This window comes from Neorhizobium sp. T25_27 (assembly GCF_002968565.1).
In the GTDB taxonomy this organism is placed as follows: domain Bacteria; phylum Pseudomonadota; class Alphaproteobacteria; order Rhizobiales; family Rhizobiaceae; genus Neorhizobium; species Neorhizobium tomejilense.
In genome coordinates this window covers 630747-657235 of record NZ_PVBJ01000002.1, presented here as the reverse complement: position 1 = coordinate 657235, position 26489 = coordinate 630747, and the positions used below count along the sequence as shown (strand labels likewise).

The following is a 26489-nucleotide window of genomic DNA, read 5'->3' as shown; positions in this document are numbered from 1 at the left end:
GTCTATCACGAAATGGCGCCCAGTATCTTGATTTCGAGGCCCTTGGCGAGTTCCACATGGGACAGAACCGGCAGGGTCGCGAACAGCCGTTCGATGATCATGCGGACGTAGGAACGCGTTTCCGGCGAGGTGACGAGCACGAAGGGCAGGCCGCGATCCATGAATTCGCGGATGACCTTGGTCGCCTGCTCGCTGAACTCTTCAAGCGTGCGCGGGTCGATGTCGAATTCCACCACTTCGCCCTTGCCGTCGCGCTTGAGCGCCTGATGGAACAGCATGTCCCATTTGTTGCCGAGGCGGAGTACGCGCAGCACGCCGTTGTCGGCGAGGTCACCGCAGAGCTGTTGCGACATGCGGACGCGCACGTGCTCGACGATCTGCTCCGTCTTGCGGACATGCGGGGCGAGCTCAGCCACTGCTTCCAGAATGAGATGCAGGTTGCGGATCGAGACGCGCTCGGCGAGCAGAAGCTTCAACACCGCCTGCAGGCCGGAATAGGACATGTGCGACGAGCAAATCTCGTCCGCGAGCTTCTTGTATTCGGGATCGAGACGCTCGATCAGGATCTTCACGTCCTTGTAGGAGAGAAGCTGCGGCAGGTTGTTGCGGATGACTTCCGACAAGTGGGTCAGCACCACCGAGACGTTGTCGATCGGGTGGAAGCCTTCACGCTTCAAGTCTTCGGCGAAGGTTTCGAGGATCGACACCGCCGGCATGCCGAAGGCTGGTTCGCGGATCTCGTCGCCCGGGATGCTCGGCTTGCGGCCGGATCCGGTCACCACGAGGACGTCGCCGACCCGCAGGGCGTTCGACGCGATCGTCGTGCCATGGATACGGATCTGATAGGACTTTTCCTGGATCGAGATGTCGTCGGTGACCTTGATTTCCGGCACCACGAAACCGTACTGCGTCGCGAACTTCTTGCGCATCTTGCCGACGCGGAAGGCGAGTTCCTGGTGGGCGCCAAGCAGCCGGGTGGAGACCTGCTTGCCGAGAGCGAGCTCGATTTCGGACGTCTTGAGAACCGACTTGACGGAGTCCTTCTCCATCTCCTTGGTCTGGACGACCTTCTGTTCCTCGTCTTCGCGGCGAGCCTTGTTCTCCGCCTCGATACGGCGCGGAACAAGCCAGGCGCCGAAGCCCATCAGGCCGCCGAGTGCCATGAAGGGCAGGAAGGGCAGTCCGGGGATGATCGCCAGAAGCGCCATCAGGCCGGCAGACATCGAAAGGGCGCGCGGATAGCCGCTCAGCTGATCGACTACTGCCTTGTCGGTGGAACCGGCCGTGCCGCCGCGGGTGACCAGGAGGCCGGCGGCGAGCGAAACGATCAGGGCCGGGATCTGCGTGACGATACCGTCACCGACCGACAGCTTGACGAAAACGTCGGCGGCTTCGCCGATCTGCATGTCGTGGCGGAAATAGCCGATGATGATGCCGCCGAAGATGTTGATGGCGGTGATGATGAGGCCGGCGATCGCATCGCCGCGAACGAATTTCGACGCACCGTCCATCGCCCCGAAGAAGGAGCTTTCCTCTTCCAGCTCGGAACGGCGGCGCTGCGCTTCCTTCTCGTCGATAATCCCGGCCGAAAGGTCCGCGTCGATCGACATCTGCTTGCCGGGGATGGCGTCGAGGGTGAAGCGGGCGCCGACTTCCGCGATACGCGTGGCGCCCTTGGTGATGACGATGAAGTTCACGGTGACGAGGATCATGAAGACGATCACGCCGATCACGAAGTCGCCGGACATCACGAGGCCGGAGAAGCCCTGGATCACGTTACCGGCCGCGCCATGGCCCTCGTGGCCATGCGACAGGATCACGCGCGTCGTCGCGATGTTGAGCGACAATCGCACCATGGTGGCGATAAGCAGGATGGTCGGGAAGGACGAGAAGTCCAGCGGCCGCTGGATCCACAGCGCCACCATCAGGATCAGAACCGAGAAGGCAATCGAGAAGGCAAGGCCAAGGTCGATCAGGAATGCCGGGATCGGCAGGAAGAGGATGCAGAGGATGGCGACGATGCCGCCCGCAAATCCGAGATCGCGACCGTTCGGGGCTACTTTCGGAATGGATAGTGAAGGTGGTTGCGCCATGACTTTCCCGTCTCTTCATGAGATGGCGGCAGGAAGTACTCCTACCAGTTCATGTCCTGCCTAAAGGGCGAAGCTTGCGCGAAGGTGGGTAGATGAAAAAGGATGGGCGGGCAGCAACCGGGTCAGAACCCCGATTGCACCCGCGAAAATACCAGATTGGCGAAAAGATTGATCTGGCCGCCGATAAACGGCGCGGTAATGCCGATCGTGATCATGATGGCGACGATTTTCGGCACGAAAGTCAGCGTCATCTCCTGGATCTGCGTCAGAGCCTGGAGAAATGCGATCAGGACGCCCACGACCATCGCCACAAGGACCGCGGGACCGGAGGCGATCAGGATCGTCCAGATCGCCGCCTGCATGATATCAAGGGCATCGGCTTCATTCATTGCGCCGGCTCCGTCTGCTTTAGTGTTTCGGCATCATGCCGCGTCGTCTGGTCTCAGGTCGCCGGAGGCGTCGTTGGCGGCTGATTCGAAAGAATGATGCCGGGCTGTATGAGGACCTTATCACCCTTCTCGGTGATCGCCACCAGACCGTCGGAGTAGATTTCCACCTGTTTGATGATACCGGTGGTTTTGTCGTCGGCGCTGGTGACGTACTTGCCGATCATATCGGCTGCCTGCGAGAACGAGTTCGCCTGGATGAGCGACTGCAGGTTCGAGTTCATCTTCACGGACTGCTCGACCTGCGAGAAGGTGGCGAGCTGGGCAATCTGCTCGCTCGCATCCATCGGATCGGTCGGATCCTGATACTTCATCTGAGCGATGAGGAGCTGCAGGAAGTTGTCGTAGTTCAGACCTGCGGCCGATTGGTCGGACGACGGCGTCTTGCCGTTGCCGGAGGCATAAGGGTTGTTGTTGTTGATCGGGTCTACCGCCACGGTGCTATCTCCTTGCGAATCCGCTCGACGGTTGCCGGCGCGAGTTCCCGATTGTTGAGGATACGGTCTTCGATGGGGTAGAGCGCGCGGATTGCCTTCAGAGCGTCGAAGGCCCGGCCAGATGCAACCATGCCGTCGATGCGCTTGAGTTCCGCCAGCATCTCATCGTCGGTAAAGCAGGTCAGCAGCATTGCCACCGACTTGCGGAACAATGTCGTCGACTGTTCCTTGCCATCCGGGTTGATGAGCATCATCTGGGCGATAAAGTAGAGCTGCCGAAGCGGCGTCGTCGCATCTTCCGGCTGAAGAACATGGTTCTCCAGAAGGAACGTGACGTCATTGAGAAATTCCAGCGCGACCTTGCGATCAACGCGCAGAACCGCGCCGTTGATAAATATCCGCTCGCCGGATTTCAAAGAGATGCGAAGCGTACTTTTCATTTAAGTCCATCCCTGATGATGGTGGTCACATCGATAATGCCCTGGAAATTCGTCGATTCACGGTTCCTGATCTTTTCGCATTCCTTCAGTATCCAGATTGCGATCGAGATCAGATCCGCACGAAGTTCATTGGCCAACTCGTTATCCGGATGCTTCAGATCCTCGACAAAGCGGATCCAGACACGCCGGGTGTAGAACAAAGCCTCAACCGTGGTGCGCGTATAGTTCTTCTCATCGCGAGCCGCGATCAGAAGATCGATAGAACGATCCAGGGCCTGCCGCTCGCGATCCTTGGCGTTGGCAACGCCGTCCTCCATGATCTCGGCATATGAAAATTGGTACATTCATGTATCCTTCGTCACGAGCCTTCCTTTATTCATCAAAGGAAGTTGGCCAGGCTCAGCTGCTGTATCTTTGCCGTTACTGTATATGCAGTTTCGAGGAGCGTCTTCATCGTGTTGAGGCGGGTTGCCGCCTCTTCCGGGTTGACGTTCTCCATTGATCCAAGACTGGTCTTCAGGATATCTTTCTGCGCCTGCAACCTTTCCTCAGCCTTGGAGACGCGTTCGGTATAGATACCGATCGATGTCCGCTGCTGGTTGATGCTGCCCTCGCTGTTCATCGCCTTGTTGATGACACCTGTGGTACGCGTGGCCACGGCTGCGCGGGCATCCTTGTCCATCCCGGTCTGCAGGTATTCCATCGAGATGATCGATGCGAAAGCGAAGTTGCGCATGCCCTGGCTGTTGGCATTGGTCGAGCTTTCGACCACTTCCGTCGGGCTGATGCGGCTCTTCATGTTTTCGTCGCTGGCATCAGAGAAGAAGGTCTTCCAGAAGTCCTGGCCGGCAACCGCCGCCGGATGCGGCGGGCTTGTCAGTGGTGCCGAGCCGTTGAACTTGGCTTCCAGGTTGTCCAGGAAGCCGTTCATCTGGGCCCCCGTCATCTGCTCCTTGCTCGGGATCGCATTCACCGAAAGGTAGTGAGTGAGTTCGGCGGCGACCGCGGCCTTGGCCGGTGATGCCGGCGCGAAATAATCATCGAGCGGCTTCACGTCGGAATTGATGCCGGAGAAGATATATTCGCCCTGAACGGCGGTGTTGGCGAAGTTGGTGAACGCGTCCAGCGCGTCGGACATGGCCATGCGCGCCGTCGACAGGCTCGTCTCGTCGGCCGAGCTTCCAAGCGTCAGGATCGCGCTCTGAATCTTCAAACCCTGCTCGTTCATGCTCTTGAGCGAAAGCTCAGCAGTTTCGAGACGCTGCGTCGCGAGCGCGGCCGTGGTCAGAAGCGAGTCGGTGCGGGTGATGTCGCGGGAAAGATCGATAGCGCGCGAGGTGTTGGCGCCGAGCGCGACGCCGAGATCGGCGTGCTTCTGGCTCACGGCCTCCTGGTTCGCCTTCACCATCTCGCGCTGAACGTTCGAGATGGAGTTTCGCATCGTAGTCTGGATCGACAATGTGGAAATGAAAGAGGTCTTCATGATCAGCTCGCAATATCCAAGAGGGCCTTCATCATATCATCGACCGTCGACATGAGCTTGGCGCCGGCCTTGTAGGATTGCTCGATATCGAGAAGCAGGGACAGTTCCTCGTCGAGGCTGACGCCCGTGTTGCTGGAAAACGCTTCAAGACTGCGCGACAGCATGGCCGTCTTCGTCTCGTCTGCGGCGGTCGCCGTGCTGCGAAGCTGCTCGAGCCAGCCCATGGAGTCCGCGGCAAAAGAGAGGACGTCCGGCGCATCGGCGATTTCCGTGTCCGTATCGAAGGCCATCGGGCTGGTCAGGTTCTGGTTGTACTTGTCGAGGAGGTCCCCGTAGCTGCTGCCGCCGGTGTTGACGACGTAGGTCAGGCCGTTGATGCCACCGTCGCGCACCTTGTCGGGCGTGCCTGCCGGGGGAACGACCACCGGATTGACGAAGATCTTGGAGGCGAGGCCCGGAACGATCGTCCCGGCAGGGGGAATGGCCGTCTGCTGGACGCCGGCGGCATTCTTGTATGTAAAGAGGCCGGTCTGCGGGAGCAGTGCGCCGGTCGGTCCGGTTTCCGCAAACGAGGTGATCAGACCGCGGGCGATTTCGTCGAGCTGGCTCTGGAACGTCGGCGCGATCTTGTCGCGGATCTGCATATGCGCCTGGAGCGAGCCCTTGGCGGTCGTATTGCCCGAATCCCCGGCCTTGAGCGCCACGCCGTCGATATAGACGCCGTTGCCGGTCGTCGATGCGTCGAAGGCTGCGGTATACTGGAATGTTACCTTGCGCGGCACCGCCTCGAACAGCGTCGTGCCGTCCGTGGTGTAGAGCACCATGTCGTTGCCGCCGCGGGTATAGGACGTGACCCCGACGATTTCGGAGATCTTCTTGACGAGGCCGTCGCGCTCATCAAGAGAGTCGTTCGGATCCGCGCCGCTGGAGACCGCGTTCTTGACCTGGTTATTGACGGTCTCGAACTTCGCAAGCAGGGCATTCAGATCGGTGACGTTCTGCTTGATCTGATCGTCCGCATCCTTGCGGATCTGCTGAAGCTTATCGGAGGCGATATTCAGGCCGGCCGCGACGTCCCGGGCGCTTGAAATGAAGGCGATGCCGATGCCGGTATCGTTTGCCTTTCCGGCAAAAGCATCGAGGTTGTTGCGGAAGGCGGCAATCAGCTTGGCGGGGGAGAGCTCGTTGTCGTTCCCCCCCATCAGGTTCTTGATTTCCTGCAGGCCGTCCAGCACCGTCCGCTGGCCGCTGGCGATCGACGAGCTTGCGATCGTCTGGCGCAGCAGCGGCTCGCTGAAGGATCGTGTAATGTCGCCGATAATGGCCCCGTTGCCGCCGGTCACGACCATTGCGGATCGGCGGGTGTAATCGGGGTTCTGTGCATTAGCGATGTTCTTCGCCGATACAGCCGACTGGGTGCCGGAGTTGGTGAAGATCGACTGTGCCGTAGACAATGCTGATGCGAGCGACATTTTTTACTAACCTCTTGAGACTTATTCTCTCGATCGTCGGTCCGATTATCTCTTCAGATTGATCAGGACGTCCATCAGGTCGGAACCGGTCTGGAAGACCTTGGAGTTTGCGGTGTAGACACGCTGCGATTCGATCATTTCCGTCAGTTCGCTGGCGATATCGACGTTGGAGCTTTCAAGCGCGCCGGAGTAGATCTGGCCGAAGGCGCCAGCCTGCGGAAAGCCGATGGTGACGACGCCCGAGTCGTTGGTCGGCAGGTAGACGTTGCCGTTCTGCGGAAGCAGATTGTCGATGCTCGGGACCGTTGCGAGGGCAACCTGGTAGATCGGACGACGACCGCCATCCTGATAGACCGCCGTGACCAGGCCGTCGCCACCGATTTCGACGTCGGTGATCGGGCTCGGCGCATTGCCGTCGATGATGCCCTTGCCCGGGGTAAAGGCGGTCGCGAACTGTGTCATATCCGAAAGGTCGATAGCGATCGACTGTGCAGGAGTAGCGCCGTCGTTCGGGTCGACGAAGGTGATCGACTTCGGCGAAGCCGCCGTCAGCTTGTTGGTGTTCGGGTCAAACGCAAGCGTTACCGTCTGCTGCACAAGAACCTCGGGCGCCGTCACAGTGTAAGGGAAACCACCGTTGGTAGATTGATCCTGGCGATAGACCGAGACTTCCCAGGTATCGGGACCGACGCCCGTCTTGGTGTAGTAGAAATCATAGAGCACCTTGGCACCGGCGTGGTCGTAAGCGGTCAACGAGCTCTTGTTGGTGATGACAGCAGTTGCCGCGTTAGCACCCGGACGGTTTGCAAGCGGAACCACAGCAGCTCCCTTGTCCAGGTTGGCCGGGAAGCTGCCTGCCGTCGACGGCGAGGACACCATGCCGAAGTCGTTGATGTTGATTTCCTCGAGGCCGTTGAAGCCGTTGACGACGGCGGCCGGCGGGTTCGTGCCGTAGGGATAACCCATCAGGTTGAAACCGGCGGTGTTCTTGAGGAAGCCCGTTGCGTCTTTCACGAAGGCACCGGCGCGGGTCAGGTGAGGAGTACCGTTCGGATCGCTGACGATGAAGAAGCCTTCGCCCTGGATGGCAAGGTCGGTCGACGACGTGGTGTACTGGATGCCGCCCTGTTCCGCGATGCTGTAGCGGACGTTGGTTTCGACACCGCCGGAAGAATACGACCCTTGAGTCGAGGGCAGAACCAGCGTGGAGAACGCAGTGGAAGAACGCTTGTAACCGACGGTGCTCGAATTCGCGATGTTATCGCCAACGGTACCGAGGCGGTTTGCCTGAGCGTTCATGCCCGAGACGGCCGTTTTCATCGTGCCGAAAATACTCATAGGAAAATCTCCTTTTTGTCTGATGGAGAGAGTAAGTGGCGGGCCTTGCGTGAAGCTGTCTGCTTACGGTTCCCGCCGAAAATTTGCGGCAAGGCCCTGTTAAGAAATCAGCTCCAGTCGATGCAATAACCAAGGAAACGCTTGGAATCGACCGGATCGAAGCCGAGCTTCTTGCGCAGCTTCTTGCGCAGCTTGCTGATATGGCTTTCGACGACGTTCTCTTCGACTTCCTCGTCGAAGATGCCGTAGATGGCGTTGAAGATCTGGGTCTTGGAAACGCGGCGACCGCGATTGGAGACCAGGTATTCGAGGATGCGGCGCTCGCGGCGCGGCAGGGCGAAGACATCGCCGTCGATTTCCGGATCGCGACCGTCGGAGAATACCCGGATCGAACCGATATCGGTGAAATTCGAGATCGCCTTCAGCCGGCGACGGATCGCAGCGGCACGCGCCAGGATCTCGCGGGGATGGATGGGCTTGCGCACCACGTCGTCCACGCCGCTGTCGAAGAAGGCGAGGGTCGCCTCCAGGGACGGCTGATCGCTGACTGCGATCACCGGTGCCATGGACCGGTCCCGGATGGCCCGCGGCAGTTCGAGCGTACGCTCGCCCTGGCCGATCAGGAAGGCTTCGACCGCGGCAATATCCGAGTCAGCCGCCGTACTCACCCATTCGCCGAATTCTTTTGGATCGAACCCCTGGGAAGGAATTCCTTCACGCCCAAAAAGAGATGTGTAACCGTCTTTCACGAGCTCACGCTCATCAACCACTACGATCATTCGTCCGCCTCCGAATCACTTGTGGTGCTTCAATATGTCTATGGGTACGAATCGGCGAAATCCGAGACAAGCTGTGTGAAGTTAACCAAACAAATTAACAGTTGATTAATAACTGCACCGCGATTTGCACTAGATATAGTGGGTGCGCCAAATTCGGACACAAATTTCCGGTGGAAAAATTAACGCATCATAAAAGAAGGCTTGCATGGCCATTTTTGCCATAAATGCAAACCACTGCAATTTTGCGATTCTTTATTTCGGAGATTCAACTAGTGATTGTCTAGCTGGCGCAGAACCGGGAAGCGTTGGAAGTCCACTCTCCGTAGCCTGTGGCGACGAGATTGCTGATCACCCGGCAGACATATTGCTTCTGGGCGGGGTTGTTGTTCGGTCCGGCATGGTATCGTGCCACGGCCATCGTCCAGGTCTCGTGTTTGTCGTGCAGGTTCCGGAGGAACTTTGCCGCGTATTCCACATTGCGTTTCGGGTCGAACATCTCTTCCGGCGAGGAGAAATTTTCACCGTGGAAATGGTGATTGATCTGCATGCAGCCGATATCGATGAGCTTCCTGCCCTGCCGTTTGGCGTCGTAAAAGGTCGTCATTGCCGCCTGCTGCGAGGGAGGAAAATAGGCTTTGCCCTCGACATTCATGGCATAGGCGCTGAGGCTGCCCTTGCGGCCGGTCTCGGTGAGACCGACCGAATAGAGGATGCCTTCCGGTACGCCATATCTCGCCGCAGCAGCCTGTATTTCCCGCTCGCAGACGCCGGAACTCAAAGGCGCACTGGCGGCCTTCGGTGCGCTGTATGCGGGCGCTCTGACAGGCGTGCGCGGCGTCGCTGGAGCCCTCTTGGGAGGCGTGGCGGGCGCAGCAGCGCCCTGCTGCGCTCCCCAACCTCCGGAACTGAAGAGCGATCCGGCGTCGGCGTCAGAGATAGAGCTGACCAGGACGAGCGCCACCAGGAGCGGTACCAGCCACATTGTCCGATGCCGCGTCATTTGCGTTCCTCGTTCCCTGATCTGCTCCCTGGCGCTCCCCATTCTGCTGCTGGCCGCGGCCGGCGGCCTGGCCCTGACGCCCGCCCTCGGCCATGGCCTGCTGGCCGCTCTGGCCGGGTTGCCCCTGCTGGCTGCCGGTACCGTCGGAATCCGCCGTCGGCGCGATGCTGATGGTCACCTGCTCGACCGCGAAGCCCTGGGCACGCAGCGCATCCAGAATGCCGCCGCTGTCTTCGCTGAGCTGGCGATAGGCCGCTCGGGTCTCGACGGTCAGATGAACATTGAGTTCTTCGCCGTGAAGCCGCAGCGTGGCCGTCACCGCGCCGAGATCGTGTGGGTTCAACTGCAGCTTCAGCGTATTCACCACGGTGCCGGTGCTGCTCTGCGCCGCTGCATTCGAGAGCGCCGAACTCGGGCTCATGGCGCCCGCCCAATCGGCATCCCCCGACAGCATCGCCGTGAGATTGGCGCCGTTCGAATTCGGTGCGAGCCCGAGGAAGCGGCGTGCGTCGAGCACGGTGATGTTTTCGGCGGCACCGCCCGACGACGATCTGAATTCCGCCGTGCTGCGTTCGCCCCGCCCACCGACGGCCATATCGACATGCTGGTCGGTACGCGCGTTGCTGAAACGGAAGACACGCGTGCCAGGGGCACTCCGGTCCGCATCCACCGGCGTCGAAAGCGGGTCCGCTTCCGCGCCGCCGGCGCCTGCGTGCTTGGCATCCTTCAGGTCGAGGGCATCGACCTCGCGCCCTTCGTCATCCTCACCCTTGGTCCGCTTGTTCTGCTGCCCGGGTGCATTCTTCGATACCATCGCATTGATAGCGCCGGTCGCCTCACCGTTCGTCAAAAGCGACAGCATGTCTGTGATCTTGGCATCGTCTGCGACCAGCATGGAGACGTCGAGATCCTCGCCGCCCTCCGTCTCGGTCTCCGCGTCCTTCTCGGATTTGGCGGCGCGCTTGCCCTGAACCTCGTCCGACTTCCGCGCGACGGCTTTTGCGGCCTCGAGGGCCTCGCGAAGCTTCCTTTCGGCGGTGGTCATCTGCTTTTCTTTGGGCTCGTTTACCGGCGTCTGCTTCAGGGCGGCGGCGGGATCTTCCGCCTCCTCGACCGGGCGGCGGAGGGATTGCGGCTTGATGTCGATGATCGGCTTTGGCTTGCCCTGCTTCACGTCGCCAGCCATGCGTTCTTCCGCTGAAGACGCGCGGGCGTCCTCATCCGGCACGTCGTCGGCATTAGCCGAAGCCGCATCGCGGTCAAAACCGGAAAGAGCGTCGGAGAAGCCGCCAGCTGAACCGTCGGCACCTTTGCGACCGGCAACGCCCTGTTTCGTGGCCGAAGCCGCGTCGGCTGCGCCAGTCTTACCACCACCAAGAATGTCAGTAATCATTTGGAAGCGTTCTCCTCCTTCAGCATTTCGTCGATAGCACTCAATTTCGAACGACCGCTATCGACGAATGTCTGGAAGGCCGGATCGAATTTGGCAGCGGTGCCGGCCATCGGACGTTCCGTGGCGGAGGCAGGCCCAGCGATCTCATTCCTGGGCAACGCGACTGGAGATTTCGCGTCTTCTGTATTGGTCACTTTGATAGCTTTATCTTGTGCGAGGCTGTCGACCGTAGGCCGGCTAACGACCTGCTCCGCCACCACTTTTGCGGCCTGCCGCAAAGCACGGTCACGCGGCGAAAGCGTTTCCTCGGGAACGTCGGTTATCGCCTGAATGGCCTGCCCGATATCCTTCGTCGGGATATTGGCGAACCCACCATAAAGCTTCGCGAGCGCCTCGGGCGTCGGAGTTTTGGCAAGCGCTTCGGCCTTTGCGGAGGCGAGACGAGCGAGATCGTTCTTGCCGGCGATCGCGGCCGAACGGGCAATGCGCAGGAAAATCTCACGGCGCCGGTCGGCGTCCATGAATTCCAGCGCTCCGTCGATATCGTCCTCGGTGATCTCACCGAAATGGCCGACGGCCAGCTGCACGAAGAAATCCGCGAACTGGCTGGCGTAGGGCGAATGGATGAAACGCCGCGCGTATTTCCGCGAATAGGAGAGCGCCGGCGCCACCATATTGGCATCGACGGTGATCGCCACCGATCGACGCAGCGCGGCTTCCTCGATGATCGTGCCGGGCGCCGTCAAGCGCGCCCAATCATAAAAAACCAAGGCGCCCTTCGGATCCTTGGCGACCAAAACGTTTCCGCTGACGAGCGAAAGGTAGGGGCCGATCTTCTCATCCCGATATTCCTTGGCCATTTCGCTGAGGCTTTTTTCGATCAAAGTCCCGCGGCCGCCGAGGTATTTTCTCAGACCGTCGGAAACGCGGTTATCGAAATTGCCGGCGACATCGCGCGAAGCGAGAAATTCGAGCGTAGCGGGATTGCCGCCGCTCATGGCGTAGATCAGCGCGGCGTCGACATTGCGCGGATCTTCGAAGATGGACGCGGGCGCCGTCCGCAGGCGCTGGTCGATCGTCCCCAGCATGAAGCGCTGCATTTCCGCGGCCGAATGATCGCCGAGCACGACGGAATCCTGCACGAATTGCAGGGACCGAAGCATCGCATAGGGCGCAAGGTCCGTACGATCCTGAGCCGATGCCGCAGGCGCGAATGCGACCCCGAAAACGAGGCCGGCCGCAATCAAGGACTTTATGCCCACAGCCATCACTATCCCTCGTCCGCCTCGAGCAGGATTTCGATACGCCGGTTTGCGGCTGCGAGCGGATCGTCCGCCACCTGGAGACGCCTGTCGGCGAAGCCGGAAACTTGCTTGATGCGATCTTCCGCCAGGCCGCCATGCACCAGCATGTAATAGGCGCTGTGAGCACGGGACATGGAAAGGCGCCAGTTGTCGTTCTCGGTACCCTTGAACTGACGGCCGTCCGTATGTCCGCGCAGGACGATGCTGCCCTTCCGATCCTTGAGGATCTGGCCGATCTTCTCCATCGCCAGCACCATTTCGCGGCGCGGCACGGCCGAACCGATGTTGAACATCGGATCATCCGCCTGGTCGGAGATCGACACCAGCAGACCGCCTTCGGCAGGCGTCACGACAAGACCTTCCGCGAGCTTGCCGGCGATACCGGAAATCTGCTGCTGGATTTCCTTCTTCAGCTCGTCCGCGGCCTTCAGTTCCGCCAGCTCTTCCGCTTTCGCGCCATCTTCCGGCCTTTGTCCGTTGAGGTTGGCAGGCTTCGTCGCCTGCGCATCCGAGGCCGTCTGGGGTTTATCCATCTGCGTCGGGTCGGGACGCGGGATGGGGATGGGAATGGCAACAGCCATCTGGGTCTGCTGCAGTTGCGTGTTGGCTTCCGTGGATTGCGGCGCCTGCTGGTATTGCGGCGCCTGCCCCATCTGGGCGAGCGGATCGTCGCTCGCCGTGGTCTTCACAGCCTGCTCAGGCCCTTCGGCGCTAGACATCTGCATCTGCCTGGTCCAGAAGTCCGGATCGAAGGGGTCGCGGTAGGCCTGGCCGCCGTCGGCACCGGTCGCGGGCCCTGAATCGCTGGCACCGCCCTCGCCCTTGGCGCTGACATTCGCCTGCTGGCCCACTTGCTGAGCGATCTCGGCAAGAACGGAATAGGGGTTTTCGAAGAAATCCGCCTCGGAGTAATTGGGTTCGTCACCTGACGTCGAGGTCATGTCCTCGCCGGTCGCCGCCGCAGAGCCCTGAACGTTGCCCTCCGCCTTGACCTTCGACTTCTCGCCGTTTTCCTGGCCCTCGGCCGCATCGACCGGCTTTTCCAATCCCTTCGAGGCCGGAGTCTCGTCGGAAAGCTTGATCGGGTTGAAATAACTCGCCATCGAGGCTTTCGTCTCCTCGTTGGCGGCGTTGACCAGCCACATGACGAGGAAAAACGCCATCATCGCGGTCATGAAGTCGGCATAGGCGATCTTCCAGGCGCCACCATGGACGCCGTCGTCGTGTGCGCCGCCATGTCGCTTGACGATGACGACCTCGTTCTTGCCGTGGTGATGGTTTTCGCCTTCGCTCATCCCAATACCTTCTTCAGACTCGCCAGCCATGCGGACATCCGGGTCACAAGGGCGCTCTCGCCGATGTCGACCGCAATATCCAGGTCAGGCGCTTCGATGTGGCGCAGGAGTGGGGTGGGCTCTCCAAGCGCAGTTTTCAGTTTTTCGAACAGATGCAGCGGGCCGCGGACGGTCAAGGTCCCGACGTCGCCCTCGAGTATTGCGCTGCGGATGATATCCGCCATATCGGAGATCGCCTTGGCGACGAGCGCTTCGTCGAGAAGAGGCGACAGGATCCTTGCCGTCTGATCGCTGACCGCCTGGGCCGTCAATCCGGCAATGCCCTCAAGTCCGGTCGCGATCATCGCGGCCGCTTCGGTTTCATATTTTTCGCGCAGCGCCGCCATCTCTTCCGCATGCGCGGTCAGAAGCGCCTGCCGCTCTTCATCAAAACGCTGTTGAAGCTCCTCGGACGCCGCGTCATGGCCTTTCGCATAGGCTTCGGCGCGTTCGGCTTCGATATCGACAGGCGCCTCGACAACAGTGGGAAATGCCGGATCGTCTTCGAAGCCATCGCCGAAACCATCGGCCAGCAAGGGCAACGGTGGGGCCTGCGGCTCGCTGAAATCCTTCAGATAGCGGGCGAGCGAGGCACTCATCGAGCGTCCCCCTGCCCTGCCGTCGCCTTTCGTTCGAGGCTCGTCATGAGCCTCCCGAAAGCGCAAATCTTCGCCGCTGCAATCATCGTATCATCCCGACAAGGTTGCCATTCGTTTGTCCCCGGCGACACAAGACACTTTGCCGGACTTTAGCGGAACGGTAGGAAGTTAAACTTGCGCGAGGATGAAGGGCGGCGGCCGAGTGATCGGCGCCGCGCAGTCTTAACCCTGCCGGAACAACTGCAGGATGTTTTCGGCGTTGGTGTTGGCGATCTGGAGCGACTGGATGCCGAGCTGCTGCTGGGTCTGCAACGCCTTCAATCGTGTCGATTCTTCGTTCATGTCCGCATCGACCAGTCGGCCGACACCCTTGTCGATCACGTCGGTCAGGGAAGCGACGAAGCTTTCCTGCAGATCGATGCGCTTCTGGATCGAGCCGAGGCTCGAAGCGGCGCTCGTCATCGCCAGAAGCTGTTTGTCGAGGAAACGCTCCATCATATCAAGCACCGCGTCAGTGTTCGGCGCGGAGCCCGGGACCATCGTGTTCATCTTTACGACGAGGTCGTTCAGTTTGTTGATGTCGACCGTGGTGACCGACATCCCAAGTTTTCGGTTATTGAGATTGTTCGCCGCGGTCACAACGAAATAATATTTTGTCGTGCCGTCGTCGTGAGCAGGGGTCGTTACCGCCGGTGCCGTAGCCGGATCGGTCGTCGTCACCTGAGCCCACTTGCCTTCCCCGACCTTCAGATAAAAATTGCCGCCAACAGCATAGATGCTCGTGTCGATTGTATTCGTATCCGCGCCCAACGCCATCAATTGGCTTTCGGCGAGAACCGAGACCGCGTAGGACGCGCTCGTTGAACCCATGGTGCCGTTGGAGGTGATCATGTCGACGGCGACTTCGCTCTCGGCGACGAACTTGACGGACGAGTCCAAGATGCCAAGATTGCCGCCGTTGAGATCGAAAAGGACCGTCTTGGAATCAAGCGTATAATCGACGGTCTTGACCGCGACGTCACCGGAGGCGGTGCGGGTAAACGACGCAACCACCTGTTTGACGACCGGTCTTTCCTGAGCGTTGGTACCGCCGTCGCTGATATAGTCCTGAAGCCAGTTCTCGCCGGAGAAGGTCGCCGAGTCCGAGATGCTCTTCAGCTGTTCCTGGAGCTGGGCGATTTCTTCCTGAATCTTGCCGCGGTTGGAGCCGACGCCGTAAGCCGCAACGATCTTGGATTTGATCTCGACAACGGTGTCGATCGCGCTTTCCATTGCCGTGTAGGCTGTGTCCACCTTGGCGGCGCCGAGGCCAAGCGCATCCTGGATGGTCGAGAGCGCATGATTGTCGGAACGCATGGTGGTTGCGATCGACCAGTAGGCGGCATTGTCCGCGGCTGTCTGGACACGCATGCCCGAGGAAACCCGCGCCTGAGTGATTTCCATATTGCGATCGATCGAGCGCAACGTCTGCAGTGCAGCCATAGCGGCGGGATTGGTCAAGATGCTGGTCATCGGCCGTGCCTCGGTCAATTGGTCTGGAAATCCGGAGTACTTCACCGGAAACGACGAGAGGCATCATGCGTACCGCCACTCAGCATCACAGATGCGGGCGGTCTGTCGTTCTTAACAAATCGTTAAATCGACAGTTATCAAACCCGGTCGAGGATTGGCAAGAGGTTAATGAAGTCTTAACGGCCTATCCGACAACGGTGCAGGTTTCGCGCAAGCCACGCCCCAAAACGCGAAAAACCGCGCCTCTTTCGAGACGCGGTCTTCTTTCCAGAATATTTGCTATCACGCCAGCAGAGCAGGACGAAACCGCTCCTAGCCTAGAGCGCCGCTTACTGACGGAAGAGCGACAGAATATTCTCGGAACTGGTATTGGCGATCGAGAGCGACTGGATCGCGAGTTGCTGCTGGGTCTGCAGGGCCTTGAGCCTGGTCGACTCTTCGCTCATGTCCGCATCCACCAGTCGGCCGATGCCGCTGTCGATGGAGTCGGTCAGCTTGGAGACGAAAGCTTCCTGCATGTCGATGCGCTTGTTGATCGACCCAAGTTTTGCCGTTGCGCTGATGAGCTTTTCGAGCTGACCGTCGACGAACGAGTTGAGAGCGGCCATGAGATCGGCGTCGTTGGCCTTGGTCCCCATCCCGAGATAGCTGACACCGTTCGAGTTGCGATAGTCATCAAGCTTGGTGATGTCCAGTTCGGAGATGGAGATGTTAGCGGCGTACTTGATGCCGCCCGTTGCCGTTGCACCGGCCGAGAAATCGTATCCCTTGGTGGTGTAGACAGCGTCGATGTAGGCGCCGCCGACCTTGATGAGATAGGTGCCGCTGGTGCCGGACGTGTAGATGCCATTGGTGTCGCCCTTCATGTAGACGCCGCCGCCGACATCCTTCCAGAGCGCGTCCGTTGCGTAATACGCGGCAGTGTTGATCTTGCCGAAGTAATCCTTGTGGTTGGTCGTGCCATCGTCAAAGTTGATCGCCCGGAAGCCATTGAAGGAATTGCCGTCGAGCAGACCGCCGTGACCGCCGCTCAAGTCGAACAGGACGTTCGTTTCGTTCAGAACGACATCCACCGATTTGACGGCGACGTTGCCGTCGGGATCACGGATGAACGAGCTCACAACCTGCTTGACGACCGGGCTGACTGCGTAGATCACGCCCGTGGTGGGGTTGGAGGCGCCGCCGACTTCGGCCTGCAGCCAGTTTTCACCGGAGAACGAAGCAGAAGAAGTGATGCTCTTCAACTGGTCCTGCAGCTGCGAGATTTCTGCCTGAATCTTCGTCTTGTCGACGCCGGCTTCCGAGGCGGTAACGAGCTTGTTCTTGATTTCCTTTACGACGTCGACAACGCTTTCCATTGCGGAATAGGCGGTATCAACCTTGGCGGCGCCGAGACCGAGGGCGTCTTGGACCGCGGAGAGAGCGCCGTTGTCGGAACGCATGGTGGTCGCGATCGACCAGTAGGCGGCGTTGTCGGAAGCGGTGCCGACGCGCAGGCCGGTAGAAACCCGGTCCTGAGTAGTCTGCATCTGGCCGTCGATGTTACGCAGAGTCTGGAGAGCAGCCATAGCTGCGATATTGGTAAGAATGCTGGTCATTTTGGTTTGCCCCTTGAATGGCTAGATGGAAGGGACATTTCCGGGATTACACCGGTGAACGTTGGCTTGGCCTGATGCCTGTTAACCTTTTCTTCGTCTTGGTTAACCCATCGTTTCGATGAGCTCAGTTAAGGTGGAAATGGTTAACAAAGGTTAAATGGAATTTACGAAAGTTAACAAAAACTACCGGGACATAAAAAAAGCCGCGCCCCAAAAGGGCGCGGCTTCTTTGTGCCGAATGACGCGTCTTATTAGCGGAAGAGCGACAGGATGTTCTGCGAGTCGGAGTTGGCAATCGAGAGCGACTGGATCGCCAGCTGCTGCTGGGTCTGCAGTGCCTTGAGCCTGGTCGACTCTTCGTTCATGTCCGCATCCACCAGTCGGCCGACACCCTTGTCGATCGAGTCGGTGAGCTTGGAGACGAAGTCCGACTGCATCTCGAGCCGCTTCGCAACGGCGCCGAGCTTGGCCGCCCCACTGTTCATCGCTTCCAGCTGACCGTCCACGAACGAGGTCAGTGCCGCCATGATATCTTCATCGGTGGCTTTGGTGCCGAGGCCGAGATAGCTGACACCGCTGGAGTCGCGATAGTCTTCGAGCTTGGTGATGTCGAGGTCGGAAACCGAGATGTCCGAAGCGTACTTGATGCCGCCCGTTGCAGTCGCACCAGCCGAGAAGTCGTAACCCTTGGTCGTGTAGACTGCGTCGATGTAAGCGCCGCCGACCTTGATCATGTAGGTGCCGTTGGAGCCCGAAGAATAGACGCCGTTGGTGTCGCCGCGCATGAAGACGCCGCCGCCGATGTCCTTCCAGACGGAGTTGGTCGCATAATACGACGACGTGTTGATCTTGCCGAAGTATTCCTTCTGGTTCGTCGTGCCGTCGTCGAACTTAATGGCGCGGAAACCGTTGAGGGCGTTGCTGTCGAGCAGGCCGCCGTGGCCGCCGCTCAAGTCGAACAGGACGTTGGTTTCGTCGAGAACAACGTTGATGGACTTGACCGTGACATTGCCCTCGGCATCACGGATGAACGAACCGACGAGCTGCTTGGTGAGTTCGCTGGCGGCGTAGATGATGCCGGTGGTGGCGCTCTGCGAGCCGCCGATTTCGGCCTGGAGCCAGTTTTCGCCGGAGAACGAAGCGGAGGAAGCGATGCTCTTCAGCTGGCTCTGCAGCTGGGTGATTTCTTCCTGGACCTTGGACTTGTCAACGCCCGGTTCGGACGCGGCAACCAGCTTGTTCTTGATCTCGGTGACGACGTCGATCGCCGATTCCATGGCGGAATAGGCAGTGTCGACCTTGGCGGCGCCGAGGCCGAGAGCGTCCTGAACTGCGGAAAGAGCGCCGTTGTCGGAACGCATGGTGGTCGCGATCGACCAGTAGGCAGCGTTGTCGGAAGCAGTGCCTACGCGCAGACCCGACGAAACTCGGCTCTGCGTGGATTCCATATCGGTTGCGATACCGCGCAGCGTCTGCAGAGCAGACATAGCTGCAATGTTGGTAAGAATGCTTGTCATTTTAGGTGCCCCTTGAGTGGCTGATTACGAAAAGGGACATTCCGGATTTCACCGGGAACAGCGGGCAGCATCATGCTTGTTAACCATTTAATTTTCTTGGTTAACTCACTGTTTCGATGCTGTTAGGTAACCGCAATATGGTTAATGAATATTGAAGCCGATCGGGAAATTGAGAAAAGCGATTAGGAAATTAAAAAAAGCCGCGCCCGAATCCGGACGCGGCTCTTTTTTAAGTCCATGGCGTGGTCAGCCTCCGCGCCATTTTCCCTGTGTCGATTAACGGAACAGCGACAGGATGTTCTGCGAGTCGGAGTTGGCAATCGAGAGCGACTGGATCGCCAGCTGCTGCTGGGTCTGCAGGGCCTTGAGCCTGGTCGACTCTTCGTTCATGTCGGCATCCACCAGTCGGCCGACACCCTTGTCGAAGGAGTCCGTCAGCTTGGAGATGAAGTCCGTCTGCATGTCGAGGCGCTTCGATACGGCGCCGAGCTTGGAGGCAGCGCTGTTCATCGATTCCAGCTGACCGTCGACGAACGAGGTCAGTGCAGCCATGAGGTCTTCATCGCTGGCTCTGGTGCCGAGGCCGAGATAGCTGACACCGCTGGAGTCGCGATAGTCTTCGAGCTTGGTGATGTCGAGGTCGGAAACCGAGATGTCCGTCCCGTACTTGATGCCGGCCGTTGCAGTCGCACCAGCCGAGAAGTCGTAGCCCTTGGTGGTGTAAACCGCGTCGATGTAAGCGCCGCCGATCTTGATCATGTAGGTACCGTTGGAGCCCGAAGAGTAGACGCCGTTGGTGTCGCCCTTCATGAACACGCCGCCGCCGATGTCCTTCCAGACAGCGTTGGTTGCATAATACGCCGACGTGTTGATCTTGCCGAAGTATTCCTTCTGGTTCGTCGTGCCGTCGTCGAACTTGATGGCGCGGAAACCGTTGAGAGCGTTGCTGTCGAGAAGACCGCCGTGGCCACCGCTCAAGTCGAACAGGACGTTCTGTTCGTCGAGGAGGACGTTGATGGTCTTGACCGCGACGTTGCCGTCGGCATCACGGATGAACGAACCGACGAGCTGCTTGGTGATTTCGCTGGAGGCGTAGATGATGCCGGTGGTCGCGCTCTGCGAGCCGCCGATTTCGGCCTGCAGCCAGTTTTCACCGGAGAACGAAGCGGAGGAAGCGATGCTCTTCAGCTGGCTCTGCAGCTGGGTGATTTCTTCCTGGACCTTGGACTTGTCGACGCCCGGTTCGGAAGCGGCAACCAGCTTGTTCTTGATTTCGGTGACGACGTCGATCGCCGATTCCATGGCGGCATAGGCAGTGTCGACCTTGGCGGCGCCGAGGCCGAGAGCGTCCTGAACCGTCGAGAGCGAACCCTTGTCGGAACGCATGGTGGTCGCGATCGACCAATAGGCAGCGTTGTCGGAAGCAGAACCGACGCGCAGACCGGAAGAAACGCGGCTCTGCGTGGATTCCATGTCGTTGCTGATGCCGCGCAGCGTCTGGAGCGCAGACATAGCTGCAACGTTGGTGAGAATGCTAGTCATATTGATTGCCCCTTGAATGGCTAATTGTAGGAAGGGACATTCCGGACTTCACCGGGAACAGCGGTCAGCATCATGCTTGTTAACCATTTAATTTTCTTGGTTAACTCACCGTTTCGATGACCAAAGAATGAAGCAATATGATTAAGGAACATTGAAGTGATCCAGAGAATAAAAAGGGCCGCGTCCGAACTCGGACGCGGCCCTTTTTGAAGGTCGATGGCGCGGTCAGCCGCCGCGCCATTTTCCCTGTGTCGATTAACGGAACAGCGACAGGATGTTCTGCGAGTCGGAGTTGGCAATCGAGAGCGACTGGATCGCCAGCTGCTGCTGGGTCTGCAGTGCCTTGAGCTTGGTCGACTCTTCGTTCATGTCCGCATCCACCAGTCGGCCGACACCCTTGTCGATCGAGTCGGTGAGCTTGGAGACGAAGTCCGACTGCATGTCGATGCGCTTCGAGACCGCACCGAGCTTGGCCGCAGCACTGCCCATCGCTTCCAGCTGACCGTCGACGAACGAGGTCAATGCCTGCATGAGATCCTCATCGCTGGCTTTGGTACCCAGACCGAGGTAGCTGACACCGCTGGAGTCGCGATAGTCTTCGAGCTTGGTGATGTCGAGGTCGGAAACCGAGATGTCCGCTCCGTACTTGATGCCGGCAGTTGCAGTCGCACCGGCCGAGAAGTCGTAACCCTTGGTCGTGTAGACTGCGTCGATGTAAGCGCCGCCGACCTTGATCATGTAGGTGCCGTTGGAGCCCGAAGAGTAGACGCCGTTGGTATCGCCCTTCATGAACACGCCGCCGCCGATGTCCTTCCAGACAGCGTTGGTTGCGTAGATCGCCGAGGTGTTGATCTTGCCGAAGTATTCCTTCTGGTTCGTCGTGCCGTCGTCGAACTCGATGGCGCGGAAACCGTTGAGGGCGTTCTGGTCGAGAAGGCCGCCGCGGCCGCCGCTCAAGTCGAACAGGACGTTCTGTTCGTCAAGGACGACGTTGATGGACTTGACCGAGACGTTGCCTTCGCTGTCACGAACGAACGAACCGATGAGCTGCTTGGTGATCTCGGTGCCGGCCTGAATGATGCCGGTGGTGGCGTTCTGAGTGCCGCCGATTTCGGCCTGGAGCCAGTTTTCGCCGGAGAACGAAGCGGAGGAAGCGATGCTCTTCAGCTGGCTCTGCAGCTGGGTGATTTCTTCCTGGACCTTGGACTTGTCGACGCCCGGTTCGGAAGCGGCAACCAGCTTGTTCTTGATTTCGGTGACGACGTCGATCGCCGATTCCATGGCGGCATAGGCAGTGTCGACCTTGGCAGCGCCGAGGCCGAGAGCGTCCTGAACCGTCGAGAGCGAACCCTTGTCGGAACGCATGGTGGTCGCGATCGACCAATAGGCAGCGTTGTCGGAAGCAGAACCGACGCGCAGACCGGAAGAAACGCGGCTCTGCGTGGATTCCATGTCGTTGCTGATGCCGCGCAGCGTCTGGAGCGCGGCCATCGCCGACACGTTAGTGAGAATGCTAGCCATAGTTGATTGTCCCTTTGAACGAAATACATGGAGGGGGACATACCGGACTGTATATATTACCGGCACTTCGGTCCGGCATCATGCCAACTCGGTCTCTTCAATCTGAAGGAACACCAAACCCGTCGTGTGAGCCAAATCTCGCAGCAAATCCTTGCTAAGTTCTTTAAACAGCACGACGACCTGAAAACCGTTCGACCAGTATCATTAACAAACGGTGTACGAAGCGCCCTGACTCCGGGAGGTCGGCTTCATGCAAGCTTGGCTTGCCACGATGCGCGGTGAAGCCGATTTGCCGGGACGCCGGCACAACTTTACTGGAGCGGGAAGCCTTGAAACCCCTGAAGATACAACGGCAATACGTCGCAGCACAAAATCACTTCGACAAAAAAGAATATCACGATGTATTGGGCATCCTGAACAAGCTGCTGGATGTTCACAAGGATCCGAGGCACTACGCACTCCTGGGCGCGACTCTGTTGAAGCTCAAGATGAAGACCGAGGCCGCCCAGGCTTTCCAAATTGCCGGCGAGATGGAATCTCCGCATAAGCTCAAGTACACGCGCGAAGCCATGCGGCTTCATTTCTCCAATAACGACGACATCAACGTCCTGCGCCTCGGTGCGCGCATTCTCAAAGAGGCGATTGCCGATCCGGACATGGCGGTCCTGATGTCCGGCGCTCTGATGCGCCAGGAACTGGAGGGCGCCGAAGCATTTCGCAACACGCTCGCGCGAAGCGACGAGCCGACACACCGCCAGCTTGCGGCACGCTCGATCCGGCTCCAGGATCGGAGCGACGACGAGAACAAGTGCATCCTGGAGATCTTCGAGAAAGATCCCGAGGATCGGATCGTGCGCAATTTCTATCTCTCAGCCATGAGAGACGCCCTCGATTACGATATCATCCGCAAATACGAGCCTATCCAATTCGAGGAAATCGCCAGAGGCGAATTCGAAGCGATCGCCGACGAGGTGTCGCTCTTCAATCTGCGCTGGTGCGACGATGAAAAGACAAACGCCATCGCTGGCTCCCGGATGGGCGAGAGAAAGCCCAAAAACGCCGCTTCGAAAAGGCACAACATGCCGCACCGCTGGGGCAGCAAGCTGCGCATAGGCTATCTTTCGGCCGACCTTTGGACGGAACACGCCGTCATGAAGGCGCTTCGCGGCATATTGGAATCGCACGACAAGAGTCGTTTCGACGTCACGCTCTTCTGCAACGCTCCTGCCGAGCGGCTGCGCAACGACAACAACGCCATCCGCGAGGAATGGGGTAGAGTTGTCCGGATCCGGGGCATGACGGATGACGAGGCGGCCGAGGCGATCAAGGCCGAGAACATCGACATCCTGGTCGACCTGCAGGGGCATACCGCGGAAAACCGGGTATTCGTGATGAACCGCCAGACCGCACCGGTGCATGCGACCTGGCTCGGCTATCCGGGCACCGTGGTCAACGTCGACATCGACTACCTCATCGCGGACAAAACGGTGGTGCCGGAAAGCTCCTTCCAGCACTACTACGAGAAGGTCTGCTGGATGCCCGAGACGTTCTTCCCGAACGAAGCGGTCCACCGCCCGATGCCGCAGCCGATCGATCGGGCGCTCTGCGACATGCCGCAGGACGCCTTCATCTTCTCGTGCTTCCACAGCCACTGGAAATTCACGCCCGCAACCATCGACCTCTGGGTCCGCGTCCTCAAAGAAACGCCGGAGAGCTATCTGTTCCTGATCTGCCGCGAACGGTTCGGTGCTCGAAAGAACCTGATCAAGGCCTTTGCGGAAGCGGGAATCCCCGAGAGCCGCCTGATGTTCGGTGATCGCGTCAACAACTACGCGGCCTATATCAACCGTATCGGCCTGACGGATCTCGGTCTCGATACCTATCCGTATAACGGCCACACGACGACCTCCGAAAAGCTCTGGGCCGGGCTTCCGATGCTGACCCACAAGGGTAAGAACTTCGCATCGCGCGTCAGCGAAAGCCTGCTGAATGCACTCGGCCTGCCGGAAATGGTCGCCGATGATCGGGATGACTTCGTTCGCCGGGCGGTCCATTATTACAACAACCGCGAGGAGCTCGCCGAGGTGCGCAAGCGGCTGGAGGCAAACCGCTTCACGCATCCGCTTTTCGACGCTGATCGTTATTGCCGGCATCTCGAGACCGCCTACACGATGATGGCGGACCGGGCAAAGGCCAAGATCAAGCCTGATCACTTCAGCGTCCCGGCCCTCCCCCCGCGGGAAGGCCCCTTCAGCTTCCGCAAAAGCTGATATCCGAACCAAAAAGAAACGGCGGGAAATTTCCCGCCGTTTCCATTTCAGCAGGTCTGCGTTTAGTTGAAAGAACGAACCAGACTGCCGACCAGCAGGTTCCAGCCGTCGATCAGGACAAAGAAAAGGATCTTGAAGGGCAGCGAGATCGATGTCGGCGGCAGCATCATCATCCCCATTGCCATGGTGATTGCAGCGACGATCATGTCGATGACCAGGAACGGCAGGATGATCAGGAAGCCGATTTCGAAACCGCGCCGTATTTCCGAGAGCATGAAGGCGGGGATCAGGACGCGGTAGTCGACGGCCTGCGGCGTGCCGACGGACTGGTTCCGCTCCCGGGCGATTTCGACGAAGAGTTCCAGGTCCTTGTCGCGCGTATTGGCTGACATGAACACCCTGAACGGCTCCGCGATCCGCTGAACCGCCTCCGCCTCGGTGACCCGGTTCTGAAGAAGCGGCTGGACACCCTCGTTCCACGCCCTGTCGAAGGTGGGCGACATGACATAAAACGTCATGAACAGCGCCATCGAGACCAATATCATGTTCGACGGCGCGGTCGACAGGCCCATGCCCGAGCGCAGGATCGAGAAGGCGATCACGATCCGCGGAAAGCTCGTGACCATGATCAGGATGCCGGGGGCGACGGAAAGAACCGTCAACAGCCCGAAAGTCCGGATGATCCACGCGGCTGCAGAACCGTCGACCGGCAGATTGAGAAGATCCGCCGGCGATTGCTGGGCGAGCGCGAGCCCGGGTGCCGCCATCAGAGCGACGAACAGGTAGATCAGCCGAATCATGCGATCACGAAGGTCCTTTGCGTCATCTTCGATAGTCACCCTGACCAATGCAGGTCAACACCTGCGGGCCGCGTGCGGGGACTCGTACACAGAAAGGAGACCGCGCTGGCCGAACCACGGTGCCTGGGCTGCCGACGCGACCATCATTCAGCTTGGCGCAAGTCTGGTCGCATAGCCTCAATCCAGGAATAGCTAATGGACGTACAGAGCCTGGAAAAGTCCCATGCCGGCTCTGACGTCGATCGGAAGCGCCTCGGAACTCTGCCGCTGAGCGTCCCTTGCTTGCGGCGAACCCGCTGCGTTTTCGAACAAATCAGGTCGAGGAAATTCGGTGTCTTCCATCAAACTCAGCATATGCATCCCCACCTACAACCGTGAGAAACACCTGCACGATTGTCTGGAACGGTGCCATCGCGATTTCCGCTTCGATTTCCCCTATGAAATCGTCATTTCCGACAACGCCTCGACGGACAATACCGGCGCGGTCGCCAAGGAATTCATCGAGCGGGGAATGCCGATCCGCTACGTCAGGGGCGCGGAGAATGTGGGGATGATCCCCAACATGAGCAGCTCCCTGCGGCTGGGACGCGGCGAATACCTCCTCTACCTCGCCGACGACGATCGCCTGATCCCACAGGAAGTCGCCAATATCGTCGCTTACCTCGACGAAAATCCGAACATCACGGTCTGCCATGCGCCGTGGGCGATGTATGACGGCATCAACGAGGTCGAGGGCGGACTGTTCTACACGGTCAACGAAGACAAGGTTTTTCCGCAGAAAAGCTTCGCCGAAGTTTTCAACTATATGTTCCGGGGCCACATCTTCCCTGAAATCGGCATCTACCGCGCCAGCGCTTTCCGGTCCTCATGGGTTCCCAGGGATATCTGCTTCTACCCCTTCCCCATGCTTGCCCACTTCCTGGACCAGGGCGACATCGCCTTCCGCAGAACGCCCTTCTATCGCCAGGTCATCGCATCCAACGTCGAACGCGATCGCGTCCAGGGGGGCGCTCAGATCGCGGCAACCGGATGGGACCAGTACCGCGGCGGCCTGGAATACTTCCTCTACTTCGCGTCCAAACGCGGCAAGGTCGGCACCTCGCCCGACGAACGCGCGACCCAGGAGCATCTCTGCAGAAACTTCACGCTGCAGCGAATGGCCGTCTCGATGCGACTGCTTGTCGGCATGCGCGAATACGTCAAGGCGTACGAGGTCTATACGAGAATGGTCTTCGGAGGCTTCGACGAGCATCCGGAGGTCATGTCCTTCAAGGAAGGCGGATTGCTCGCAACGGCGCTGCAGACCCTTTCCTGGCAGTTGGGGGTGACCGCGGGCATCGAGAACCTCGTCATCTCCGGATATCCGGACATCGTAACCCTCAAGGAACGGCTCCAAAGGGTGAGGCTCCCTTCGCGACTGGAGATCATCGACGAGCCGGTGGAACCTACACCCGCACAACTCGAAAACACAGCGATCCTGGTGCATCTGCCGGAAGAGCGGGCCCGTTTCGTTGAGATGGGTTATCTGCCCAACCTTGTGTTCGCCCAGGACGATCTGATCAGGACCATTTTGCTTTAGCGCACGAAGGCGTTTAGCCCGATCGCCGGAGA

General features: G+C 59.3%; 22 protein-coding genes. 2 read left to right on the top strand and 20 right to left on the bottom strand.

From position 1 onward, the window contains the following. Window positions 1–5: 5 nt before the first annotated feature. From flhA to C5J24_RS32610, 19 genes are all read right to left on the bottom strand, one after another. Complete coding sequence (gene flhA / locus C5J24_RS10070; RefSeq protein WP_046664742.1) at window positions 6–2093, bottom strand: flagellar biosynthesis protein FlhA; 2088 nt, start codon at window positions 2091–2093, stop codon at window positions 6–8. Between the two features lie 122 nt (window positions 2094–2215). Then, the gene (gene fliQ, locus C5J24_RS10065; protein WP_037085216.1) at window positions 2216–2482 is read right to left on the bottom strand and encodes a flagellar biosynthesis protein FliQ; all 267 of its coding nucleotides are present in this window, start codon (window positions 2480–2482) and stop codon (window positions 2216–2218) included. A gap of 53 nt (window positions 2483–2535) precedes the next feature. After that, the gene (gene flgD, locus C5J24_RS10060; RefSeq protein WP_105404103.1) at window positions 2536–2976 is read right to left on the bottom strand and encodes a flagellar hook assembly protein FlgD; all 441 of its coding nucleotides are present in this window, start codon (window positions 2974–2976) and stop codon (window positions 2536–2538) included. After that, window positions 2967–3416: a flagellar biosynthesis repressor FlbT gene (flbT, locus tag C5J24_RS10055; RefSeq protein WP_037085211.1), complete on the bottom strand. Its 450-nt coding sequence runs from the start codon at window positions 3414–3416 to the stop codon at window positions 2967–2969. Before flbT ends, flgD begins: the two co-directional genes overlap by 10 nt. Then, window positions 3413–3760 (bottom strand): flagellar biosynthesis regulator FlaF, encoded by a 348-nt coding sequence (gene flaF / locus C5J24_RS10050; protein ID WP_037085209.1) that lies wholly within the window; start codon window positions 3758–3760, stop codon window positions 3413–3415. Before flaF ends, flbT begins: the two co-directional genes overlap by 4 nt. Before the next feature lie 35 nt (window positions 3761–3795). Then, window positions 3796–4899 carry a flagellar hook-associated family protein gene (locus C5J24_RS10045; protein ID WP_105404102.1) on the bottom strand — a complete coding sequence of 368 codons (1104 nt, stop codon included), beginning with the start codon at window positions 4897–4899 and terminating at the stop codon, window positions 3796–3798. Window positions 4900–4901: 2 nt separating this feature from the next. Next, window positions 4902–6371 (bottom strand): flagellar hook-associated protein FlgK, encoded by a 1470-nt coding sequence (gene flgK / locus C5J24_RS10040; RefSeq protein ID WP_105417560.1) that lies wholly within the window; start codon window positions 6369–6371, stop codon window positions 4902–4904. 45 nt (window positions 6372–6416) lie between these two features. Continuing rightward, window positions 6417–7709 (bottom strand): flagellar hook protein FlgE, encoded by a 1293-nt coding sequence (locus tag C5J24_RS10035; protein ID WP_105417558.1) that lies wholly within the window; start codon window positions 7707–7709, stop codon window positions 6417–6419. A 107-nt stretch (window positions 7710–7816) separates the two neighbouring features. Continuing rightward, window positions 7817–8488 (bottom strand): transcriptional activator Rem, encoded by a 672-nt coding sequence (gene rem, locus C5J24_RS10030; RefSeq protein ID WP_038539784.1) that lies wholly within the window; start codon window positions 8486–8488, stop codon window positions 7817–7819. Window positions 8489–8768: 280 nt separating this feature from the next. Further along, complete coding sequence (locus C5J24_RS10025; protein ID WP_105404099.1) at window positions 8769–9266, bottom strand: transglycosylase SLT domain-containing protein; 498 nt, start codon at window positions 9264–9266, stop codon at window positions 8769–8771. A 151-nt stretch (window positions 9267–9417) separates the two neighbouring features. Further along, the gene (locus C5J24_RS10020) at window positions 9418–10881 is read right to left on the bottom strand and encodes a flagellar hook-length control protein FliK (RefSeq protein ID WP_172723902.1); all 1464 of its coding nucleotides are present in this window, start codon (window positions 10879–10881) and stop codon (window positions 9418–9420) included. Further along, on the bottom strand, window positions 10878–12149 hold the full coding sequence (gene motC / locus C5J24_RS10010) for a chemotaxis protein MotC (protein ID WP_105417552.1): 1272 nt from the start codon (window positions 12147–12149) through the stop codon (window positions 10878–10880). The genes C5J24_RS10020 and motC overlap by 4 nt, the downstream gene beginning before the upstream one ends. 2 nt (window positions 12150–12151) lie before the next feature. Next, window positions 12152–13480, bottom strand: coding sequence for a MotB family protein (locus C5J24_RS10005; RefSeq protein WP_105417550.1), 1329 nt, complete (start codon window positions 13478–13480; stop codon window positions 12152–12154). Beyond that, entirely contained in the window at window positions 13477–14118 is a 642-nt protein-coding gene (locus tag C5J24_RS10000; RefSeq protein WP_105417548.1) for a hypothetical protein, read from the bottom strand. Before C5J24_RS10000 ends, C5J24_RS10005 begins: the two co-directional genes overlap by 4 nt. A gap of 222 nt (window positions 14119–14340) precedes the next feature. After that, entirely contained in the window at window positions 14341–15630 is a 1290-nt protein-coding gene (locus tag C5J24_RS09995; protein WP_105404094.1) for a flagellin, read from the bottom strand. A 329-nt stretch (window positions 15631–15959) separates the two neighbouring features. After that, window positions 15960–17228: a flagellin gene (locus C5J24_RS09990; protein WP_105417546.1), complete on the bottom strand. Its 1269-nt coding sequence runs from the start codon at window positions 17226–17228 to the stop codon at window positions 15960–15962. A gap of 251 nt (window positions 17229–17479) precedes the next feature. Further along, window positions 17480–18745, bottom strand: a complete 1266-nt coding sequence (locus C5J24_RS32620; protein WP_105417544.1) for a flagellin — start codon at window positions 18743–18745, stop codon at window positions 17480–17482. Window positions 18746–19021: 276 nt separating this feature from the next. After that, complete coding sequence (locus C5J24_RS32615; protein ID WP_105404091.1) at window positions 19022–20287, bottom strand: flagellin; 1266 nt, start codon at window positions 20285–20287, stop codon at window positions 19022–19024. A 255-nt stretch (window positions 20288–20542) separates the two neighbouring features. Continuing rightward, on the bottom strand, window positions 20543–21808 hold the full coding sequence (locus C5J24_RS32610) for a flagellin (protein ID WP_105404090.1): 1266 nt from the start codon (window positions 21806–21808) through the stop codon (window positions 20543–20545). A gap of 404 nt (window positions 21809–22212) precedes the next feature. Between C5J24_RS32610 and C5J24_RS09970 the strand changes: the two genes are divergently transcribed. Beyond that, entirely contained in the window at window positions 22213–24078 is a 1866-nt protein-coding gene (locus C5J24_RS09970) for a glycosyl transferase (protein ID WP_105417542.1), read from the top strand. Window positions 24079–24140: 62 nt separating this feature from the next. On the opposite strand, the gene fliP is transcribed toward C5J24_RS09970, so the two are convergent. Next, window positions 24141–24878 (bottom strand): flagellar type III secretion system pore protein FliP, encoded by a 738-nt coding sequence (gene fliP / locus C5J24_RS09965; protein ID WP_046630710.1) that lies wholly within the window; start codon window positions 24876–24878, stop codon window positions 24141–24143. 331 nt (window positions 24879–25209) lie between these two features. On the opposite strand from fliP, the gene C5J24_RS09960 reads away from it, so the two are divergent. Further along, a complete protein-coding gene (locus C5J24_RS09960; RefSeq protein WP_105404088.1) occupies window positions 25210–26457 on the top strand; it encodes a glycosyltransferase family 2 protein in 1248 nt (415 codons plus the stop codon). The last annotated feature ends 32 nt before the right edge of the window (window positions 26458–26489 follow it).

What these genes read in the sequence shown, in the direction of transcription:
- C5J24_RS10020 (WP_172723902.1), bottom strand. Translation starts at nt 10,881, where the DNA reads ATGATTACTGACATTCTTGGTGGTGGTAAGACTGGCGCAGCCGACGCG.
- rem (WP_038539784.1), bottom strand. Translation starts at nt 8,488, where the DNA reads ATGATCGTAGTGGTTGATGAGCGTGAGCTCGTGAAAGACGGTTACACA.
- motC (WP_105417552.1), bottom strand. Translation starts at nt 12,149, where the DNA reads ATGGCTGTGGGCATAAAGTCCTTGATTGCGGCCGGCCTCGTTTTCGGG.
- fliP (WP_046630710.1), bottom strand. Translation starts at nt 24,878, where the DNA reads ATGATTCGGCTGATCTACCTGTTCGTCGCTCTGATGGCGGCACCCGGG.
- fliQ (WP_037085216.1), bottom strand. Translation starts at nt 2,482, where the DNA reads ATGAATGAAGCCGATGCCCTTGATATCATGCAGGCGGCGATCTGGACG.
- C5J24_RS10035 (WP_105417558.1), bottom strand. Translation starts at nt 7,709, where the DNA reads ATGAGTATTTTCGGCACGATGAAAACGGCCGTCTCGGGCATGAACGCT.
- flgK (WP_105417560.1), bottom strand. Translation starts at nt 6,371, where the DNA reads ATGTCGCTCGCATCAGCATTGTCTACGGCACAGTCGATCTTCACCAAC.
- flbT (WP_037085211.1), bottom strand. Translation starts at nt 3,416, where the DNA reads ATGAAAAGTACGCTTCGCATCTCTTTGAAATCCGGCGAGCGGATATTT.
- flhA (WP_046664742.1), bottom strand. Translation starts at nt 2,093, where the DNA reads ATGGCGCAACCACCTTCACTATCCATTCCGAAAGTAGCCCCGAACGGT.
- C5J24_RS10005 (WP_105417550.1), bottom strand. Translation starts at nt 13,480, where the DNA reads ATGAGCGAAGGCGAAAACCATCACCACGGCAAGAACGAGGTCGTCATC.
- flaF (WP_037085209.1), bottom strand. Translation starts at nt 3,760, where the DNA reads ATGTACCAATTTTCATATGCCGAGATCATGGAGGACGGCGTTGCCAAC.
- C5J24_RS32615 (WP_105404091.1), bottom strand. Translation starts at nt 20,287, where the DNA reads ATGACTAGCATTCTCACCAACGTTGCAGCTATGTCTGCGCTCCAGACG.
- C5J24_RS32620 (WP_105417544.1), bottom strand. Translation starts at nt 18,745, where the DNA reads ATGACAAGCATTCTTACCAACATTGCAGCTATGTCTGCTCTGCAGACG.
- C5J24_RS09990 (WP_105417546.1), bottom strand. Translation starts at nt 17,228, where the DNA reads ATGACCAGCATTCTTACCAATATCGCAGCTATGGCTGCTCTCCAGACT.
- C5J24_RS32610 (WP_105404090.1), bottom strand. Translation starts at nt 21,808, where the DNA reads ATGGCTAGCATTCTCACTAACGTGTCGGCGATGGCCGCGCTCCAGACG.
- C5J24_RS09995 (WP_105404094.1), bottom strand. Translation starts at nt 15,630, where the DNA reads ATGACCAGCATCTTGACCAATCCCGCCGCTATGGCTGCACTGCAGACG.
- C5J24_RS10000 (WP_105417548.1), bottom strand. Translation starts at nt 14,118, where the DNA reads ATGAGTGCCTCGCTCGCCCGCTATCTGAAGGATTTCAGCGAGCCGCAG.
- C5J24_RS10045 (WP_105404102.1), bottom strand. Translation starts at nt 4,899, where the DNA reads ATGAAGACCTCTTTCATTTCCACATTGTCGATCCAGACTACGATGCGA.